The sequence below is a fragment of the Yeosuana sp. genome, assembly GCF_057126245.1.
In genome coordinates this window covers 1-14,745 of the sequence record NZ_DBNGMQ010000081.1, presented here as the reverse complement: position 1 = coordinate 14,745, position 14,745 = coordinate 1, and the positions used below count along the sequence as shown (strand labels likewise).

17 protein-coding genes are annotated in these 14,745 nt (G+C 32.4%); 2 read left to right on the top strand and 15 right to left on the bottom strand.

Annotation, left to right across the window (positions count from 1 at the left end; translation table 11 throughout):
- Positions 1-31: 31 nt before the first annotated feature.
- The 8 genes from AC15TD_RS10900 to AC15TD_RS10865 form a co-directional block, all read right to left on the bottom strand.
- Positions 32-2,263 carry a TonB-dependent receptor gene (locus AC15TD_RS10900; RefSeq protein ID WP_484452177.1) on the bottom strand — a complete coding sequence of 744 codons (2,232 nt, stop codon included), beginning with the start codon at positions 2,261-2,263 and terminating at the stop codon, positions 32-34.
- A 222-nt stretch (positions 2,264-2,485) separates the two neighbouring features.
- Entirely contained in the window at positions 2,486-2,893 is a 408-nt protein-coding gene (gene arfB / locus AC15TD_RS10895; RefSeq protein WP_484452176.1) for an alternative ribosome rescue aminoacyl-tRNA hydrolase ArfB, read from the bottom strand.
- On the bottom strand, positions 2,893-4,446 hold the full coding sequence (locus AC15TD_RS10890) for a DUF4301 family protein (protein ID WP_484452175.1): 1,554 nt from the start codon (positions 4,444-4,446) through the stop codon (positions 2,893-2,895). Before AC15TD_RS10890 ends, arfB begins: the two co-directional genes overlap by 1 nt.
- Positions 4,443-5,012, bottom strand: coding sequence for an AAA family ATPase (locus AC15TD_RS10885; protein WP_484452174.1), 570 nt, complete (start codon positions 5,010-5,012; stop codon positions 4,443-4,445). Before AC15TD_RS10885 ends, AC15TD_RS10890 begins: the two co-directional genes overlap by 4 nt.
- Positions 4,973-5,605, bottom strand: a complete 633-nt coding sequence (gene pnuC, locus AC15TD_RS10880) for a nicotinamide riboside transporter PnuC (RefSeq protein WP_484452173.1) — start codon at positions 5,603-5,605, stop codon at positions 4,973-4,975. The genes AC15TD_RS10885 and pnuC overlap by 40 nt, the downstream gene beginning before the upstream one ends.
- Entirely contained in the window at positions 5,589-5,849 is a 261-nt protein-coding gene (locus AC15TD_RS10875; protein ID WP_484452172.1) for a YkoF family thiamine-binding protein, read from the bottom strand. The genes pnuC and AC15TD_RS10875 overlap by 17 nt, the downstream gene beginning before the upstream one ends.
- 63 nt (positions 5,850-5,912) lie before the next feature.
- Positions 5,913-6,641, bottom strand: coding sequence for a phosphoglycerol geranylgeranyltransferase (locus AC15TD_RS10870; protein WP_484452171.1), 729 nt, complete (start codon positions 6,639-6,641; stop codon positions 5,913-5,915).
- The gene (locus AC15TD_RS10865) at positions 6,642-7,268 is read right to left on the bottom strand and encodes a 4'-phosphopantetheinyl transferase family protein (protein ID WP_484452170.1); all 627 of its coding nucleotides are present in this window, start codon (positions 7,266-7,268) and stop codon (positions 6,642-6,644) included.
- Positions 7,269-7,332: 64 nt separating this feature from the next.
- Here AC15TD_RS10865 and ahcY point away from each other — a divergent pair, with 64 nt between their 5' ends.
- Entirely contained in the window at positions 7,333-8,649 is a 1,317-nt protein-coding gene (ahcY, locus tag AC15TD_RS10860) for an adenosylhomocysteinase (protein WP_484452169.1), read from the top strand.
- A 323-nt stretch (positions 8,650-8,972) separates the two neighbouring features.
- On the opposite strand, the gene rpmA is transcribed toward ahcY, so the two are convergent.
- The 3 genes from rpmA to AC15TD_RS10845 all read right to left on the bottom strand — a co-directional run bounded on the left by rpmA (position 8,973) and on the right by AC15TD_RS10845 (position 10,376).
- Positions 8,973-9,233: a 50S ribosomal protein L27 gene (rpmA, locus tag AC15TD_RS10855; protein ID WP_484452168.1), complete on the bottom strand. Its 261-nt coding sequence runs from the start codon at positions 9,231-9,233 to the stop codon at positions 8,973-8,975.
- Positions 9,234-9,259: 26 nt separating this feature from the next.
- Entirely contained in the window at positions 9,260-9,847 is a 588-nt protein-coding gene (rplU, locus tag AC15TD_RS10850) for a 50S ribosomal protein L21 (protein WP_484452167.1), read from the bottom strand.
- Between the two features lie 76 nt (positions 9,848-9,923).
- On the bottom strand, positions 9,924-10,376 hold the full coding sequence (locus AC15TD_RS10845; protein ID WP_484452166.1) for a DUF4199 family protein: 453 nt from the start codon (positions 10,374-10,376) through the stop codon (positions 9,924-9,926).
- 127 nt (positions 10,377-10,503) lie between these two features.
- On the opposite strand from AC15TD_RS10845, the gene AC15TD_RS10840 reads away from it, so the two are divergent.
- Entirely contained in the window at positions 10,504-11,067 is a 564-nt protein-coding gene (locus AC15TD_RS10840) for a heavy-metal-associated domain-containing protein (protein ID WP_484452165.1), read from the top strand.
- Positions 11,068-11,115: 48 nt separating this feature from the next.
- Here AC15TD_RS10840 and gldD read toward each other — a convergent pair whose 3' ends face one another.
- The 4 genes from gldD to mutY all read right to left on the bottom strand — a co-directional run bounded on the left by gldD (position 11,116) and on the right by mutY (position 14,598).
- Positions 11,116-11,700, bottom strand: a complete 585-nt coding sequence (gldD, locus tag AC15TD_RS10835) for a gliding motility lipoprotein GldD (protein ID WP_484452164.1) — start codon at positions 11,698-11,700, stop codon at positions 11,116-11,118.
- Entirely contained in the window at positions 11,697-13,004 is a 1,308-nt protein-coding gene (locus tag AC15TD_RS10830; RefSeq protein ID WP_484452163.1) for a gliding motility-associated protein GldE, read from the bottom strand. The genes gldD and AC15TD_RS10830 overlap by 4 nt, the downstream gene beginning before the upstream one ends.
- 23 nt (positions 13,005-13,027) lie before the next feature.
- Positions 13,028-13,471 carry a single-stranded DNA-binding protein gene (locus tag AC15TD_RS10825; protein WP_484452162.1) on the bottom strand — a complete coding sequence of 148 codons (444 nt, stop codon included), beginning with the start codon at positions 13,469-13,471 and terminating at the stop codon, positions 13,028-13,030.
- A gap of 89 nt (positions 13,472-13,560) precedes the next feature.
- Complete coding sequence (gene mutY / locus AC15TD_RS10820) at positions 13,561-14,598, bottom strand: A/G-specific adenine glycosylase (RefSeq protein ID WP_484452161.1); 1,038 nt, start codon at positions 14,596-14,598, stop codon at positions 13,561-13,563.
- Between the last annotated feature and the right edge of the window lie 147 nt (positions 14,599-14,745).

Sequence of the window (14,745 nt, the reverse complement as noted above, 5' to 3'; positions counted from 1 at the left end):
AGTCGCTCTTCTCCCTCAATTTAATTGACGTCTAAAATTTTAAAGTCGCCCCTAATAAAAAGTTGGTAGTGGCCTGCGGATAATAAAAGTTTTCGGTAATTGCATTATCAGTAGAACCTTCTGGCCTGTAAAAATAACTATAGGTATATCCATTTGAAACATATTTACTATTAAATATATTGTTTACCAATAGATTAAAAGCCATTTCTTTTATCCACGTTGGTTTCAATTTATACGTCACGTTAAAATTATTTACAAAATAGGCATCCATACTTTTGTTATTGCTCGATGTGTTATCTAAATATTGTTTTCCAACATATTTAGAAATAAATCCTAAATCTAAATCTTTTAAAGGTGAATAACGTATTGTTGCGCCAGCGATGATACCAGGCGAAAAAGAGATATCTGTATCTTCGTATGATGTTGTAAGAGCTTCATAGGAAACTGTTTCAAAGGTATTCGGATCGTACTGAGCGTCATAAACCACATAATCGAAATTTTTAATCTTATTTTTACTGAATGTAACGTTAGCATCCATTCTAAGATTGTCAAGAATCTTATATCCGGCTTGTAATTCTATCCCTGCTCTGTAACTTTTATCAACATTGATACGAATGGGATCGCCTACATTATCTAAATCGCCTGTTAATACCAATTGGTCTTTATAATTCATATAATACAGGTTTGCCGTTACATAATAATTGGGTGTTTTTAATTTATATCCAAATTCATAATCGTATAAGCGTTCTGGCTTTGGGAGTGTTGGATTTTTAGTTAAATCATCCCTATTAGGTTCTCTGTTAGCAACTGCTAAGGACCCGTAAACGGAATTATAATTATCAATAATAAGCGTTAAACCAGCCTTCGGATTAAAAAAATGATAGGCTTCTCCAACATTTATGGGTATTAAATCTGAACTTAAACCATTTGATTTGTAATCTACAAATCTGTATTGAACATCTGCAAAGGCAAACCATTTTGAATTAATTGTATATTCAGCTTTTAAATAGGAATTAAAATCCTTCTTTTTCCCAATACTGGTGTAGTAATCTGTTCTAATAGGAATTGAAACAGGAAACGAATCCCAGATTAACTCTCCAAAATGATCGCCATCGTATTGATTAAAACCACCGCCCAAATAAAGATTTAGATTATTTTTTTGGTAGTTAAATGACGTAACAAGCGCATAAAAATCGTTGTCTAACCATCGTCTTCTTATTACATCGCCTTCTTCACCGGCATTGGGGCTATTGGGAAAATAATCTCCTACGCTTTCGCCTTCTTTATATTGTTCAAAATACCCCTTTCCACGCGTATAATTCCCTGAAATATTTGCTGAAAAATTAGGCGTAATTTGTTGAGAAAAATGTAACTGATAGTGCGTTTGTTCATAGTTATCTACCTCATTATCGTAGGTATAAAAATTATAGGTCCTACCAGAATTTAAAAGGTTGTCAGCTTCGGCTGGCGACGAGTAATTTCTGTCAATAAAGGCTTGAATTTCGTTAACATCACCATTCACGACAGCTTCCGGCGTTCCATACCAAGATTGATAAGTTTCCTCCTTTCCGCCAAAAACAATCGCTTTTATAGACGTATTTTCGTTTAAAAATCCGCTTTCAATATAAAAGGATGATAAATCTGAAGATGCTCTATCAATATACCCATCACTCATGATTTTTGACAAACGCGCTTCAGTGTAAAAGTTGTTTTTCAAACCCGAACCTAAACTAATATTATGTTTTCGGGTGCCAAAAGAACCTATAACATGGCTGGTTCTTGCATAACCACCTTCAGAAGGTTTTAAAGTTTTTAAATTTAAACTAGCACCAAAAGCACCAGAGCCATTCGTGCTTGTTCCTACACCACGTTGCAACTGAATATCTTCTACCGAAGAGACAATATCGGGCATATTTACCCAGAAAGTCCCTTGACTTTCGGCATCGTTATAAGGGATTCCATTAATAGTAACATTGACCCTTGTAGCATCAGTACCACGAACACGAATCCCGGTATAACCTACACCACCACCTGCATCACTAGTCGTGACTACAGAAGGTAATTGGTCTAATAAAATGGGTAAATCTTGGCCTAAATTTGTAGACTCTAGCTCTTCTTTTGTGATATTTGAAAATGCTACAGGTGTTTTATCTTTTGCCCTTGTAGCGGATAATAGAATTTCATCTAATGTTTGGATTTTTGTAGAATCTTGTGGTTTTTCTTGCGCTAAAACTGAGTTAGACAACACAAAGAGTGCTAACATTTTGAATAAGTTTTTCATTACGATTATACTATAATCGAATAAAAAGAGGTAATTATTCTGGTTACTATTTATTAAATTGGCGACTATCACCATCCCTAAACAGCATTACCTGTTCCAGGTTCATTGGGTATGATCTCAGCCGTTTATAGGCACCCCTTTTTTGAGAACATTGCAAAGGTAATAACAATTACTAATTGACAATTGATAATTGATAATTATTTTTTACTCTAAGCTCGGTTTCTTCCTATTTACTTTTTTTTCAGATAGTTGTCTTTTACTTTTAAGACGTTTTTTAATAGCCGCTTTAGATCTTTTTGTAGGAATACGTTTTTTAGGAACTCTCAAGCCGTTTTTAATAAGATCTAAAAAACGCTTGATAACCAGCTCCTTGTTTTTATGCTGACTTCTGCTTTCGTCACATTGTAGCATAAGAATGTGGTCTTTTGTCAATCTGTTCCCTAATTTTTTCAATAATCGTTCTTTTTGTAAATCACTCAGCACCGAAGACTCAGTTAAATTAAAAGCCAATTCAACCTTAGACGATACTTTATTTACATGTTGGCCGCCACTGCCTGAACTTCTTATAGCTTTAAAACTTAATTCTGATATGAGTGCGTCTTCAGAAACCATTATGCCATTTGGTGTTCTGGTTTAAGCAAGTCATTAACTGTTTTAACCGGATTGAATGTAATAAGCGGCATCTCAACAAAAATAGAATTCCAATAGGCCATACTTCCATTCCATAGTCCTGGAAGTTCTAAGGCACTAATATCCGATCCTGACTGAGTTTTAGTAGTTATAAATGCCGCATCATAATCTACGTATTTGGTTAAATCAAAAGAGTCTCCTTTATAGTTTTTAATGCCGCAAACTAAGTCAACTGGATTAAAATGGGTCGCATTTTTTAATAAACTTATTTGGCTTTCTATAGTACTATCAATTTGAGCAGACTCGACAATCTGCAACGAAACAGTTCCTTTGTTATCTTCTACCCAAAACGGACCACCACCAGGTTCTCCTTCATTTTTAACCATTCCGCAAACCCGAATAGGCCTATTTAATTTCTCCAATAAATAAAATATTTTAGACTCTAAAGATCCCGTCGCAAAATCAGCTGGTATAACAATGTTCAATTTATTAATCATAAACTGGATTATAGAATCTATATCACTTTCATCAACATCTGTTTCTTCTAACTGTTGTAGAAACTTAAATACCTGGTCTTGAACTTCCAACAACACACCCGCTAATATTTTTTTATAATTTGAAATAGTTTCATGATGGTTTTTCACAACAACATTGTCTATATTTTTTATAAAAATAATATCATAATCAAGATCATTCAAGTTTTCTAATAATGCGCCGTGCCCTGATGGCCTAAATAAAATAGAACCGTCTTGTTCTTTATAAATTTCGCTATCTTTAGTTAATGCAATAGTATCGGTAGTAGGTTTTTGATATGAAAACGAGATATTAAAACTGATTCCCGTTTGATTTTCTACGTCTTCTAAAATATGATTAAGCTCTTCTTGGAATCTATCTTGATGTGTTTTAGAAATAGTAAAGTGCAGATTTGCTTTTTTATTAGCGGATGCATAAAAAGCTGCTTCAAATAAATGCTCTTCAAAAGCCGTACAAACATGTGATTGGTACTTGTGAAAAGGCAACAGTCCTTTTGGATAAAAACTATAATTCAATCTATCTTCATCCAACATGGTTTTTACAAATTCTACACAGCGTTCATCATGAGGCAAGTCGTTATAATTAGGAATGACTTTATGAATTTTATGAATTACGTCTTCAAAGCATGGCAATTTCTCAAGGTTATTTATAAAAGTTTGAAGGTTTTTATTGGCCGTTCTTGCTATATAATTTTCAAGGGTTTCTTCCTTAATATTATAGGTATTTAAAAACTGAAATAAAAATTTAAACATTCTGGTAGCAGCACCAGAAGCCGGAACAAACTTTACCATGAAGAGCTCATTACGTCTACTTTCAAATAAACTAATGTAATGAGATTCTTTCTTGGTTTCAATTTTAAAAATCCCATTTTCGATAGTAGCAGCCTCTTTTAAATGTGAATAAGACATCCCAGATTTAATAAGGGAAGCTTGCTTATTTATTTTATCAATAGTTAAACCATGACTTTCAATTTGAATCGTGTCCTTTTCTGAAAATATCATTTTTTACTTTTTAATAATGTATCGATATGTTTTACCGCTAATTCTAAACGTTCTTTCTTACCACCCTTTAACAAAACATAAGGTCTTTTATATTTTATTAAAGCATCTTCAAAAGCTTTAAACATAAGTTCTCTTTCCTCTGGTCTATCGCGTAAATCATCAGCTTCCCAAGGCGTGTCAATATACGTTAAAAAATATAAATCGTAAGAATTTTCTATGGCATGTTTTTCCAAAATGGGATCACAAGATCCCGTATAATACGCCTCAGAATAGACCTTTGTTTCCAATAAATCGGTATCACAAATCAACACCGAATCAGTTTTTTGCGCCAATTTATTTTCTAACAACATTTGTCCCTCTGCAATTGGCAACAGATCTTTTGGTTCACAAGTTTTACGTTCTTCATTCCATTTGTTTTGAAGATATTCTCTTGCATATTCTGGCACCCAAACCGAATTATAATATCGTGCTAAATATTTTGAAAGTGTCGTTTTTCCCGTAGATTCTGGGCCAAACAAAACCACTTTTATACAGTTTGACGGTTGTTGTTTAAGATTTTTTTCCATGCCATGTATCCTTGAATTGCTAATATAGTAAAGATTAAGTACTGAAGAGATAACATCCCTAAACCTCTATAAGCGTATAAGGGAATAGTTATTAAATCTGCAATTATCCATAAGGTCCAATTTTCTAATTTCTTAACAGCCATATACCACATCGCAGTAAAGAAAATGCCCGACGTTACAATATCAATATAATTAGGGATTTGTAAAGTGTAATCAAATCCTTTGTAAACAAAATAAGTGACTATCATGGTTAACACAAATAATACAACACCTATAAATTTTTCTTTTGTTGTGGTTCTTGAAATGGGCACCACAAATTTGTTTCCCTTTTTTCTAGACCAGTTCCACCATCCATAAACACTCATAACTGAATAATAAAAATTCATCATCATATCACCAAAATATTCGCTAATATATAATAAATACACGGTTATAATAGTACAAATTAGTCCGGTTGGATATACCAAAATATTTTCTTTTTTAGCATACCAAACACTCATAATTCCAAATACAAAAGCAATGGCTTCTAAAACAATTTGATAGGTTGGAACATCGCGATAGGCGTCTATAAAAAAATCAAAAATGTGGTTCATAATCGCTTCTGTCTGTTTTAACAATCTTCATGGTGAGAACAGATATATCGGTTTCTTCAAAAGATGTTTTAATAGCTTGAGTAAGAAACAGCATTAATTCGTCATACTCACCATAAATTTGTGTACTTAACGGATTTTCCAATACAGTAAATTTTGAAGCTCTCAATGATTTTATAAAGTTGATGATATGCAATTCAAAATCATTTTGTAATGGTGATAAGGTTAAATCTATAGATATTTTCATGTTTTTTTAGATTATAGATAAGAGAATATAGAAACTTTGTCTTTATTCCTTTTTCTAGATTCATTATTCTTTTTTTAGTTCTTCAAAAAACGATTCATCGTCTTCAAAAGCCGTACCAACGACCACTAAATCAGCTCCTGAATTATAGGCTTCATCTAATTGTTTCTTGGTTTTAATGCCACCGCCAACAATTAAAGGAATATTTAATTCTTTTTTAACAGCACTCATAATATCCGTGGTTATCGGTTTTAAAGCACCACTACCTGCTTCTAAATAAATTAGTTTCATACCTAATAATTCACCTGCTTTAGCCGTATCCACCATGTTTTGAATGTCACTTCTTGAAATGGGTTTTGTTCCGGTAACTCTTTCAACACTTGTTTGTTTTCCGTTTTCAATAAGCATATATCCTGTTGGAATTACCTCAAGATTCATTGTACGTAATTTTGAAACAGCTTCAATTTGTTTTTCTATAAGATACTCGGGGTTTCTTCCTGAAATTAATGATAAAAATAAAAGTGCATCGGCATTATCTGTTATTTGCTGGATATCTCCGGGAAATAGTATAATAGGAAGATTAGTGTGCTTTTTTATTTCGACAACCACATCATTTGTAGTATGTTCCTTTACAGTACTTCCGCCAACAAAAATATGTGTTGCAATAGACATATTCAGCTTTTTTATAAAACTTGCAATATTAGTAAAAGATATCTTATCGGGGTCAATTAAAACAGCAAATAACTTTTCACTATTTTTTACTGAGGCCTGTATGTTTTTATAAATCGTCCTCATTTAAACTAAGGCATAGGCACAGGTAAAGCCTTCAAACTCTAAAAAGTTAATATAGTAGCGGTATTTTTTATTTTCATAATCAATCCAGGCAAAGGTTGTATCATTTTCTATAGCAAAAGGAATTACTAAACAATGGTCTTTAAAACTTAATCCAGGTGTTTCAAACAGTTTATATAGAGATTCTTTTACACACCAAATCCTAGTTAACTTTTTAATATAATATGGATCGCTCTCATCTAAATAAGCAAATTCATAATCAAGAAACTTATGGGCAATGATAGTGATTTTATCACGCTGCTTTTCAATATCTATCCCAACAGCATCATCACTTACAACAATGGCCGAAAACGTAAACGAATGTGTAATTGAAATATATTTTCCATCATGTAAATGAGGTTTTCCCTTTTCGTCATAAAATAAGTCGGAATCTTGATACCCAAATTCAGCCAGCAAATGGCGCACACTTAAAAAACCGCGTTGATGCAGTTCACTTTTCATCCCCAAAACACGTTCCAAATTTTCTGGTTTTAACGTGATTCCTGCTATCAAGTCATTATAAGATTCCGCAATCTTCCATATTTTAACAGTAGTTTGTGAGTTTGGGGAAAGGGTTTTGTAAAGCGGCATTTAATTTTCTGAAAGTTATTAGTTATATTTGCAGACAAAAATTGTTAAATACAAATATACTAATATGAACACAAAAACAATTGCTTACGTTCCTAATAAGGTTAAAGATATATCACTAGGTGCATGGGGTAGAAAAGAGATAGAATTAGCAGAGGCTGAAATGCCAGGTTTAATGAGTCTTCGTGAAGAATACGGAAATTCACAACCACTCAAAGGGGCACGTATTGCTGGCTGTTTACATATGACCATTCAAACGGCTGTTTTAATAGAAACGTTGCAAGCTTTGGGAGCAGAAGTTACTTGGAGTTCTTGTAACATTTTCTCTACACAAGATCAGGCTGCTGCTGCTATTGCTGCTGCAGGAACTGCTGTTTACGCTTGGAAAGATATGACGGAAGAAGAATTTGACTGGTGTATTGAGCAAACGCTATTCTTTGGCGAAGACAGACAACCACTAAACATGATTCTTGACGATGGTGGTGATTTAACCAATATGGTTTTAGATAAATACCCAGAATTAGTTTCTGGTATTAAAGGTTTAAGTGAAGAAACTACAACAGGTGTTCACAGACTTTATGAACGTGTTAAAAATGGCACCTTACCTATGCCGGCAATAAATGTAAACGATTCAGTGACTAAATCTAAATTCGACAACAAATATGGTTGTAAAGAAAGTGCTGTTGATGCCGTTAGAAGAGCTACTGATATCATGTTAGCTGGTAAACGTGTTGTTGTTTGTGGCTATGGTGATGTTGGAAAAGGCACAGCTGCCTCTTTTAAAGGCGCAGGAAGTATTGTAACGGTTACAGAAATTGATCCTATTTGTGCGCTTCAAGCGGCTATGGATGGTTTTGAAGTTAAAAAACTTGAAACGGTAGCTCCAACTGCTGACATTGTTATTACAACTACCGGTAATAAAGACATTGTGCAAGCAAAACATTTTGAAGCTTTAAAAGACAAAACTATTGTTTGTAATATTGGACATTTTGACAATGAAATTGATATGGCTTGGTTAAATAAAAACCACGGTCATACAAAAAACACTATTAAACCTCAAGTTGATAAATACACTGTTAATGGTAAAGATATTATCATTTTAGCCGAAGGTCGTTTAGTAAACTTGGGCTGCGCTACAGGTCACCCTAGTTTTGTAATGAGTAACTCGTTTACTAACCAAACGTTAGCACAAATTGAACTTTGGAAAAATGGTGATAAATACGAAAACGATGTTTATATGTTACCAAAACATCTTGACGAAAAAGTTGCAAAATTACACTTAGCAAAAATTGGCGTAGAGTTAACGGAACTTCGCGAAGAGCAAGCAGAATATATTGGTGTTAAAGTTGAAGGTCCTTTTAAACCTGAATATTACAGATATTAATAAGTCATTATGAGAAGGTTGCGACCTGCTAATCTCTAATTAATGAATAAAATTCAAAATCCCAGGCAGACATGTTTGGGTTTTTTTTGTCCCTTCGAGTGGTTTCCAAAGCATAGGGAATTATATCGATAATTTCGGCAATTTTGTTTTGACCTTTAGTATCATAACAAACCGCGCTTTTCGTTACTAGTTTTGCAAAACCATAAATGGTAGTTTTGCAAAAGCTAACCACTGCAATCTCTATCGCAATTCATAAATACAAACAAGAAAAAACCCTTTCTGGAAACAGAAAGGGTTTTTTTAATTTTTAAAGAAGTTGCTAATTAAGCCTCAAAAGGCTCAATAGAAACGTAAGATTTATTATCTTTTTTCTTTGTGAATTTTACAAGACCATCAACTTGAGCATGTAATGTATGATCTTTTGAAGAATATACATTTTCACCTGGGTGATGTGTATTTCCTCTTTGTCTAACGATAATATTCCCAGCTATTGCAGCTTGACCACCAAAAATCTTTACCCCTAAGCGTTTTGATTCTGATTCTCTACCGTTTTTCGAACTTCCGACTCCTTTTTTATGTGCCATTTTATTTCGATTTTATTTTATTAAAATTAACTTAAAGCAGCTATTAGTTCAGCTTTCTTCATTGAAGAATATCCTGTAATATCTTTTGCTTTTGCCATCTCTCTTAATTGAGCAACTGTTAGTTTACTTAAATCTTGAGTAGCTTCTGCCTTCTTTGCTGGTTTATCCTCTGCTTTTGGAGCAGCAGTTTCAGCTTTTTTTGTTGCTTTTGCAGGAGCCTCTTTTTTAGCTTCTACTTTTGGAGCAGTAGCCTCAACTTTTGGTTCTGCCTTCTTTTCAGCTTTGGTGACTTTTTTAGCTCCCGAAGCAGCAATACTTTCAATAATAATTTCGGTTAAAGATTGACGATGACCGTTTTTCTTACGATATCCTTTACGTCTTTTCTTTTTGAAAACTATAACTTTATCACCTTTCAGGTGCTTTAAGACTTTTGCTCCTACTTGAGCTCCGTCTATAGCCGGGGCGCCTACAGTTACATTGTCACCATCGCCAATTAGAAGAACGTTATCAAAAGCTACTTGCTTTCCTTCTTCAGTTTGTAAACGGTTAACAAAAACTTTTTGGTCTTTTTCAACTTTAAATTGATGCCCTGCTATCTCTACAATTGCGTACATAGCGTAACGTTTTTATTAATTAATTTATTTAAAAATGAGTGCAAATATACTGCTAATAAATTAATTTACAAACGTTTTACTTCTTTTGAGACATATTTCTGCTATTTTTAAAAAGCTGCATGATAGTGAGGGTTGCAACAACGGTACTCACAAGTCCCATAATACCAACAATAAAGGTTATTAGACCGTTATTAATATCAAATTTACCATTTAAAGACGTTAATAATTGCGGAAGAAAATCTTGATTAATTTCTGTAGAATAAAATAAGAAAAAAACAGTAAATACAACGGTAGCCGTGCCACCAGTTAACAGACCTGCTGAAAATCCACTCGTATAATTAAAAAGATCTCCTTGTTCTAGTTTAAAAACCCGTATTGCTTCATAAATACCAAATGCCGTAATACCGGCATTTAAAAAACTATAAATTGGGTTTGTATGTTGATTAAACATTCCTAGCACCAAAAAATAAGCAATTAAAACGGCACTTGTAACAAGTCCAAATCTAACGGGAAGGATTATTTTTTTCATAATAACTTGAATTTATTGCACTTAAATATCGGGAAAATAAGTTGTTAAAAATAATTAAAACCCAATTTAACATTATAAAACATACAGATTTTTAGTATTTTTGTGTAAATATTAATACGTATATAAAATGAATTCTATTAAACATGTTATGGTCATTTTAATTATGTTTTTACTATCATTTGGCTGTAAAGACAAAGCGAATCCTGAAGTAAAAACCATTGAAATTGAAAATGCTGCAGAAACAACACAAGAAGTTGACCCAAATGCTACCTATGCTAAAGCAGAATTTACCATTGAAGGTATGACCTGTGCTATGGGTTGTGCTAAAACCATTGAAAAGAAAATTGCCGGAATGGATGGTGTTAAAGCTGCCACCGTAGATTTTGACCGGAAAATAGCAATGGTTGAATATAATGAGGCTAAAGTTACGAAGGCATCTCTTTCTGAAATAGTTGCTAAAACTGGTGATATGTATAAAGTAAGTGACATGAAAACAGTTGATGACTTCTCAACTGTAACGAAAGAATGTTCTGCTAAATGCAATCCAGACTGCACTAAAAAAGATTGTGACGATTGTAAAGCAAAAGTTGAAGCTTGCAAAGCAAAATGTGCGGATAAAACTGAAGCTGAAAAAATGGCTTGCGCTAAAGATTGTGATAAACCCTGTTGCGCTGCCTCTAAAAAAGCATAAGAGAAAATTAAATAATACAAAAAAGCTTCTCAAAATGAGGAGCTTTTTTTATTTCCATCTAATTGTTTCCATAATATGCTTTATATCCTTTTCTAAATATTTAGCAGCCGGCAAAATAGAATCATAATTTGGCTTTGCATAAAAGTATAAAGACCCCGTTAAAAAATGTGCCGTACTATCTGTTACATAAAACTGAGATTGTGACGCTGCATTTCCTCCTACTTCATAAAACATTCCATAAACCTTATTCAATGGGCTTAAAAATTCCTTTTCTTTAATTTCATCTGCCTTACTTGTATGCTTCTGTGTAAAGTTTTGAGCATCTCGTAAAAAATTAATTAAATTATCGGGATTGTTCTCAATTGACTTATAGGTTAAATAGATAGTTCCCTTTAGCATTGGATATTCAATATTCACACCATAACTTTCAGTTGAACTAATTAGTTTTTTTGAAGTTACCTTCTTACCTAATTCATTAGCTTCAAAAGAAAATGGAATGCTTTCAATAGTTGTATTTAAGTATTTCGCCTTTGGATATTCTAAACGCAAATACCCTTTAGGCTTTGGAATAACATCATCATTACAAGCAACGCAAAAAATAACTATTGAAATTAAATAATAAATTTTTCTCATTCCGTTATGGTAAATTTTACTAATTTGATTCGTTTTTTATCTAAAGCTTCAATAGTAAAAACGTAGTTTTTATAATTTATTTTACTATTTAATTTTGGAAAATTTCTAGATATTTCAAGAACAAAGCCCGCTATGGTTTCTGCCTCACCCTTATCAACTTCAAAAACACTATCATCTTCAACTTTTATAATTTTATAAAAATCTTTTAACGCCGTTTTCCCATCGAACACATAATTATGATCATCCAATTTTGAATATTTCAAATCTTCGTCATCAAACTCATCGCTTATGTCTCCAACAATCTCTTCAATAATATCCTCAAGAGAAATTAAGCCAGATGTGCCTCCATATTCATCTACGACTACAGCAAGATGTACTTTTTTCTCTTGAAACTCTGCCATTAAATCATCCAGTTTTTTGTTTTCTGGCACAAAGAAAGGTTCACGCAATAAAGATGTCCAATCAAATTGTTTTCTATCAACGTAGGGCAATAAATCCTTTACATATAAAATGCCTTGAATTTTATCTATATTATCTTTATAAACAGGAATTCGAGAATATCCATTTTCAATAATCTCCTTCATTATTTCTAAATATTTTTGATCGACACTCAAAGCGAAAATATCTATTCTTGGACGCATAACTTGTTTAGTGTCTGTATTTCCAAAAGACACAATTCCTTGTAATATTTTATGCTCTTCTTTTGTAGTGTCTTCTTCACTTGTCAATTGTAAGGCTTGTGACAACTGATCGACACTTAAATTTAACTTTTGCCTACCTAATCGCTTGTGTATACCTAAAGTAACACTTCGCATTGGCAAACTTAGTGGTGAAAATATAACATCTAAAACTTTGAGTGGATATGCCATAAAACTGGCAAACTTAAGATTATTTCTACTGGCATAAATTTTGGGCAATATTTCACCAAATAATAAGATTAGAAATGTAATGATAAACACTTCTAAAATAAATCTAAGAACAGCCGATGTTAAGCCTTCAAATAAGAATCCTCCCAAATAAGCAAACAAAATAACAATGGCGATATTAATAAAATTGTTTGCAACAAGTATGGTTGCTAATAATTTTTTAGGTCTTTCTAATAATCTTGAAATAATTTGAATCCGTTTAGATTTTTGTTCTAAACCGTCTTCAATATCGGCTCTAGTAAGAGAGAATAATGCTACTTCGGCGCCAGAAATAAGCGCAGAAAATAATAACAATAAAAATAATAGCGCAAAACCTGTAACCATTGAAAAGTCAATTGTTAAAAATAGTGCTTTCAAACTCGGGGGATCAGGATCCAAATATCACGGGATTAATTAAACAATTAGAATGGAAGATCATCTTCTTCTTCAACAGACTCTTTCGTCTCATTTTGATTATTAGCTGGCTTTGGTTCTTGAGCCTTACTAGCCATTTGGCCTTCACTTTCTTTTTTAGTGGTTAAAAACGTGAAATCCGTACATTGAATTTCGGTTGAATATCTTTCATTCCCACTATCATCTTGCCATTTTCTTGTTTTTATTCGTCCTTCAACATAAATTCTATCACCTTTACTTAAATACTTTTCACAAATTTCAGCAGCCTTGTTTCTAACTACAATATTGTGCCATTCTGTATTGCTAACGCGCTCATTAGTTTGCTTACTTACATAGGTTTCATTTGTTGCTAACGGAAAACGGCCAACACAACCACCACCTTCAAAATAATGCATTTTTACTTCATCACCCAAATGCCCAATAAGCATTACTTTATTTAATGTACCTGCCATAAAATTTATTTAATTTAAAAAGCAAAATTAAGTAATTGCTTCTCATTTTCTTAAAATTAATAAAAAAATATGATTTATATAAGAAAGCCTTAAAAATTAAAATCTCTGATAAAATTCTCAATTAAAATTGGCACCGGATACGTGTGCACATCCTTAAAAAAAATACCATGAGATATATCATCATTCGTAGTTAAAATCCAAAATTTAGTATATAAATGTTGATGAGATAGTTTATGCACAACAGGTTGATTATTGTAAAGAGACAAATCAAAATTAAAACCTTTTAAAAAATTAAAATCTTTTAAAATTGTTTTAACCTCATTATGAGTGACCTCTTTTTCTGTTTCAACTAGCGGGAATTGATATAAATTTTGCCAAATACCCTTGCCTTGTCTTTTTTCTAAAAATGTTTTGTTGTTGGAAATAATTACTAAAAAATTAAAGTGTTTCTTTGAAACCTTTTTCGCCTTTTTTTTAACAGGCAATATATCAACTAGGTTTTTTTGGAATGCCACGCATCTATTTTGAAACGGGCAAACATTGCAATCAGGGTTTTGTGGTTTACACTGCACCGCACCAAATTCCATGATAGCTTGATTATAATCGGCTGGATTTTTATAGTCTATTAACTCTTGAGCCAGTTGCTTAAATTCTTTAATCCCATTTGAAGAGTTTATGGGTGTTTTGATACCAAAATACCGTGATAATACTCTATAAACATTTCCATCAACTACGGCAGTTGGCTGATTAAAACAAATAGAAGCAATTGCACTTGCCGTATAATCACCAACACCTTTTAATTTCAATAAATCCTTATAATTAGTAGGAAATATTCCATTTAATTCATCTACAATATAATTTGCAGTTGCATGTAAATTTCTTGCTCTTGAGTAATATCCTAAACCTTGCCATAACTTTAAGACCTCACTTTCATCAGCATTCGCAAGATCAAAAACTGTTGGGAAATTCTCTATAAATGACTCATAATATGGTAACCCTTGTTTAATTTGTGTTTGTTGTAAAATAATTTCTGACAACCATATATAATATGGGTTATTTGTTTGCCTCCACGGAAGATCTCTCTTATTATTTGAATACCAATGGTTTAATATTTTTGAGACTCTCATTAATTGAATTTATAGAACGTGCAAAAATAAACGTTTATAATCTTAAATTTTAATGAATTAGGTTTGAAATATTGAATTTTAAATTCCTATATTTGCATCCCTTTTAAATTTATATAGTAACTAAAATAAAAATATTAAAATGACTAA

What these genes read in the sequence shown, in the direction of transcription:
- AC15TD_RS10900 (WP_484452177.1), bottom strand. Translation starts at nt 2,263, where the DNA reads ATGTTAGCACTCTTTGTGTTGTCTAACTCAGTTTTAGCGCAAGAAAAA.
- arfB (WP_484452176.1), bottom strand. Translation starts at nt 2,893, where the DNA reads ATGGTTTCTGAAGACGCACTCATATCAGAATTAAGTTTTAAAGCTATA.
- AC15TD_RS10890 (WP_484452175.1), bottom strand. Translation starts at nt 4,446, where the DNA reads ATGATATTTTCAGAAAAGGACACGATTCAAATTGAAAGTCATGGTTTA.
- AC15TD_RS10885 (WP_484452174.1), bottom strand. Translation starts at nt 5,012, where the DNA reads ATGGAAAAAAATCTTAAACAACAACCGTCAAACTGTATAAAAGTGGTT.
- pnuC (WP_484452173.1), bottom strand. Translation starts at nt 5,605, where the DNA reads ATGAACCACATTTTTGATTTTTTTATAGACGCCTATCGCGATGTTCCA.
- AC15TD_RS10875 (WP_484452172.1), bottom strand. Translation starts at nt 5,849, where the DNA reads ATGAAAATATCTATAGATTTAACCTTATCACCATTACAAAATGATTTT.
- AC15TD_RS10870 (WP_484452171.1), bottom strand. Translation starts at nt 6,641, where the DNA reads ATGAGGACGATTTATAAAAACATACAGGCCTCAGTAAAAAATAGTGAA.
- AC15TD_RS10865 (WP_484452170.1), bottom strand. Translation starts at nt 7,268, where the DNA reads ATGCCGCTTTACAAAACCCTTTCCCCAAACTCACAAACTACTGTTAAA.
- ahcY (WP_484452169.1), top strand. Translation starts at nt 7,333, where the DNA reads ATGAACACAAAAACAATTGCTTACGTTCCTAATAAGGTTAAAGATATA.
- rpmA (WP_484452168.1), bottom strand. Translation starts at nt 9,233, where the DNA reads ATGGCACATAAAAAAGGAGTCGGAAGTTCGAAAAACGGTAGAGAATCA.
- rplU (WP_484452167.1), bottom strand. Translation starts at nt 9,847, where the DNA reads ATGTACGCAATTGTAGAGATAGCAGGGCATCAATTTAAAGTTGAAAAA.
- AC15TD_RS10845 (WP_484452166.1), bottom strand. Translation starts at nt 10,376, where the DNA reads ATGAAAAAAATAATCCTTCCCGTTAGATTTGGACTTGTTACAAGTGCC.
- AC15TD_RS10840 (WP_484452165.1), top strand. Translation starts at nt 10,504, where the DNA reads ATGAATTCTATTAAACATGTTATGGTCATTTTAATTATGTTTTTACTA.
- gldD (WP_484452164.1), bottom strand. Translation starts at nt 11,700, where the DNA reads ATGAGAAAAATTTATTATTTAATTTCAATAGTTATTTTTTGCGTTGCT.
- AC15TD_RS10825 (WP_484452162.1), bottom strand. Translation starts at nt 13,471, where the DNA reads ATGGCAGGTACATTAAATAAAGTAATGCTTATTGGGCATTTGGGTGAT.
- mutY (WP_484452161.1), bottom strand. Translation starts at nt 14,598, where the DNA reads ATGAGAGTCTCAAAAATATTAAACCATTGGTATTCAAATAATAAGAGA.